Origin of the sequence: Marinitoga sp. 1155 (genome assembly GCF_001021175.1) — a bacterium.
Lineage (GTDB): Bacteria > Thermotogota > Thermotogae > Petrotogales > Petrotogaceae > Marinitoga.
Map to the genome: position 1 here is coordinate 1 of NZ_AZAX01000048.1, position 4,191 is coordinate 4,191.

5 protein-coding genes are annotated in these 4,191 nt (G+C 26.9%); all 5 read right to left on the reverse strand.

Going from position 1 to position 4,191, the window contains the following annotated elements; translation table 11 throughout:
• The coding region (locus X274_RS10315; RefSeq protein ID WP_047266753.1) for an ABC transporter permease at positions 1–805 on the reverse strand (805 nt) is incomplete at its 3' end.
• A 44-nt stretch (positions 806–849) separates the two neighbouring features.
• Positions 850–1,590: a hypothetical protein gene (locus X274_RS12210; protein WP_197072630.1), complete on the reverse strand. Its 741-nt coding sequence runs from the start codon at positions 1,588–1,590 to the stop codon at positions 850–852.
• On the reverse strand, positions 1,587–2,216 hold the full coding sequence (locus tag X274_RS10325) for an ATP-binding cassette domain-containing protein (protein ID WP_047266754.1): 630 nt from the start codon (positions 2,214–2,216) through the stop codon (positions 1,587–1,589). The genes X274_RS12210 and X274_RS10325 overlap by 4 nt, the downstream gene beginning before the upstream one ends.
• A gap of 160 nt (positions 2,217–2,376) precedes the next feature.
• Positions 2,377–3,702: a radical SAM/SPASM domain-containing protein gene (locus X274_RS10330; RefSeq protein WP_197073362.1), complete on the reverse strand. Its 1,326-nt coding sequence runs from the start codon at positions 3,700–3,702 to the stop codon at positions 2,377–2,379.
• Between the two features lie 38 nt (positions 3,703–3,740).
• Entirely contained in the window at positions 3,741–3,884 is a 144-nt protein-coding gene (locus X274_RS12105) for a hypothetical protein (protein ID WP_156166201.1), read from the reverse strand.
• Positions 3,885–4,191: the final 307 nt, after the last annotated feature.

Genomic DNA, 4,191 nt, shown 5'->3' on the forward strand with positions numbered 1-4,191 from the left:
GTGAAATTGTTCCATATTTTCTTGCTTTATCAAAACTGTTTTTAAACCAATATATTCCTATTGGTAATATTATTGCTGTCATTATTATCAGAATTATTATATCTTCTTTTATTTCATATAAACTATATCCTTTTATTAATGTTTTTCTTAATCCATCCATTGCATATGTTGTTGGTAAAATATATGATATTCCTCTTAACCATTTTGGTAATATTTCTATTGGATAGTATATTCCAGAGAACATTCCGCTTAAAAATGAATATACCCAGCTTATTGGATCTCCTTTTTTAGTTAGTATTATAAATCCAGCACTTAATATTCCTATTCCACTTAAACTTATCATTGTTATTACCAATAATATTATTGATGATATTATGTTCATTTTTATTTCTACATCAAATGTATATATTAAAAATATAAACACTATTCCTGTGTTTATTATTGTAAATATTAATCTTGAAAATATTGTGTATATAAATACTTCCCATAATGGCGTTTCTGACAGAAGCAGGTACTCTATTGTTCCCATTATCTGCTCCTGCCTTATTACACTTTTAAATGTTGTTAGGGACAGTGTTGTATAACTCATGAATACACTTCCTGATATAAAATATGCTAAGATATTTCCTCCGTATTGCTCTATCATTGGAAAGTAGTTCCCCTGAGCTATAAACCTTCCCATGAATCCAAATTGTAATAATCCTAAGAATCCACTGAGTATCCCCAGCACTGCCTGGGTTTTATAGCTTTTCCATATTAATATATCTCTTATTATGTAGTTCATGAATTTTTTTATTCTTTTCATGATTTCACCTATTATTTTAAATTTTTCCAAAGTATTGCTTTTAACTAACTTCCTTGATTGGTTATAACAATCTTATCCACACGTCTTATTGATAAATATGTAAACAATACAATCCATATTATCCCATAAATAAACGCTTCTTTCGATTCTGTTAGCCAGATCATATCTACGATGATTTTTAATATTTTATTTTCCTGAAATAATATCATTAAAATATTTGTTATTTTTATTGTAACAAATATTATCCCAACTGATATAATGCTTCCTATCATTAGCTTTCCAGGTAAAAATGTGGTCACCAATATTGCAAAGGATGTGAATACCAATGTTTTTAGAATATTTATAATTATTGGGGAGATTATTTCTATTATTCCAATGTTTGCATTAACTTCCATTGCTCCCAATGTGAATGAACCCATTATTATTCCTGCACCAACTGTTATTAAAACAAACGCTATAAAAAATTGTAAAGTTATAAAAAGATAAAAATTGCATAATCTATTTAACATCCATCTTATTCTGCTTTTACCACACAACAAATGTGTTAAAAATGTTCCTTCTACATATTCTATATTAAAAGCTAAATCTGCTAACATCAACATTAATATTGGAATCAATAATTCCTGAGTATTAGATATAAAATGCATACTTATTGCTAACCCACTGGCTATCTGGCCTTCAACTATTTTTCCGCTTGCTTTTAAAATAAAGACAGTTAATACACCTACAATAACATATATTGATTGAATAATTATCCAGTGTTTATATTTGAATAAAATTTTCATAAAATCACCTCTTTTTCTATTATTAAATCCACGAGGTTTTTATAAATTTCAGGATTTGTTCCGGCAATTATACATGTCTTTCCTTTTTCTTTATAACTTTTAAGGATTTCTAACAATGTATCGATTCTTTTCTGGTCAAGGGCAAGCTCTGGCTCATCCCATATCAGAAGTTCTGGCTCATTTATCAATGAAAATGTCAGTTTTGCTATTTTTCTCATTCCATGAGAGGATTTTTTGTATTTTCTATCAAAATCTATATCCCAGAATTTTTCGTATTTTTCTATTTCTTTTTTTGCATGTTCATATGTAAGACCTTTTTCTTTTGCAAAATACATTATGTTTTCTTTCAAACTCAATTCTTTATATAGCCCCATACCATCAACTACCATCCCTACACTTTTCAAAACTTCGGACTCCTTATATGGTTCTTTTCCTAAAACTTTTATTTTTCCATTTTTGGGTTTTATTATTCCTCCAAGCAATTTCAAAATTGTACTTTTCCCGGAACCATTTGAACCTTTTATATAAACAAATTCTCCTTTGCTTATTCTCATAGAAAAATTTTCAACAATTTTTGGTCCATTATTAAAATAAAATAGAATATCCTCCATAACAACTACATCCATATTTTCACCTCTTCAAAGAAATATTTTCAATTAGCCTCCTCATTATATTTTTTTATATTTTCAAAATAAATTAGTTATCAAAAATTAGATTTTTAAAAACACCTTTATCTACTAATCATATAAAGTAGATAAAGGTGAATTTGAATCTTTCTTTCATTTGTTATTTTGAATTTACTTTAACTTCAAACTTTCTATTATTTAAAACATTATTTTTAATCCATAATGAAAGCTCGTTTTTTAATGTCCATTTATACTCACTACATCTTTTTTCGAAAATATCCACATCTTCTGGAAATAGTATTCTATATGGACATCCGCCATTACATAACGGCAAAATACTACATTCGCTACATTCTTTTATATCCAACGGATCAAAAGCCATCCATTTAATATAGCGCGAATAATTTGTTATACCTTCACTTACTGTTCCAATACTTTTTTCTTTTTGTCCAACTTCATTCCAGCATTTATATATAGTTCCATTTGGATCTATAACAAATGAATTTTTCCTTACAGCGCCACAACTTCCAAAAGTTAAAACTGGATAATTAGTTAAATAAGAATATTCATCTTTTTCTTTTATCTTTAAATATTTTAAAGCAAATTCTTCTATATGAAAACACGTTTTAGCAAAGTTATTGTGATGAATGTTGTCCAATGAAACTGGTGCTATGTAAGGAAAAATATTTAACTTTAATTTTTTTAATTCTTCTAATAAAGCTGGAATTTTCTCTTCATTAGTTTTATCCATATTAATTCTAATTAATATTCTTTCAAAGTATTGAGAAATGTTTTTTAAATTACTTATAATAATATCATAAGATTTTCCATTTTTATGAGGTCGTCTTATATCATGAATCTCTTTAGGCCCATCTAAAGTAATCTGAACCGTTTCTACATTGCAGTTTTCGGATAATATTTTTGCATATTTTTCATCCCAAAGATAGCCATTCGTTATTATTGAAGATTTAAATTTTATTTTTTTATTATCTAATAGTTTTTTTATTTTTTTTGATAAATATTCTATTATTTCAATACTAAGAAGTGGCTCTCCTCCATACCAATTAATATACAAAAATTGAATATTAGGTGTAATTCTTTTGTCAATAAAATCAAAAACTTTATCAGCCGTTGACTTATTCATGTATGATTCTTGCTTATATTCTTGCTGATAACAATAAAAACATTTAAAATTACAATCTAATGTAGGAGCAATTGTTAACGATAAGGTATTTTGTAAAAATTTTGCCTCCCAATTTTTTAGTTTAACATAACTATTTTCATCGAAATCTTCAGGAACTATGTATAAAGCCTTTTTTAATTCATAAAAAACATCAGGATATAATTTCTCCAAACTCTTAAAATCTTTTTTTATTAACATTTCATATGATTCGTTTTTTAATTCACATAATCCATTATTTAATGCATTATATGCATATATTTTATTTTCTATAACAAAAAAAGTTAAATATTTTCCAAATCTCATACCCATATATCTCACCCTTTAAGATATACAAAAATTATTTAATGTAAATATATTATGCATATATGACTTGAACAATCTTGTGTTGTGCAATTTTGAATAAAACACCAATTTCCACACCAATCAATTCCGCATCCTTCAATCGTATTTTCATCATCATTAATAGGTTTTATAATCCACAACATAATTAACACCTCCTAAATTCCCTGATCTACTGCTCTACAAAGATTAGAGTCGCAAATAGGCGGTGAAAAGCGGCATGAATAAATCCAGCTACAACTATGTGAAGGATTATTGCATGGACAATTTGTATAACAAATAACTAATAAACAAAAGCAATCTAATTCATCACCTTCATCTATGGGTTTCATTATCCATTCCATTATTACACCCCCACTAAGGTTAATGCTGTTTTAAACATAAAAAATACCTTTATGATATAGTTTTATAGGAAATAAATATATACCAATGATTTTTCTCTGGCACCAGAAT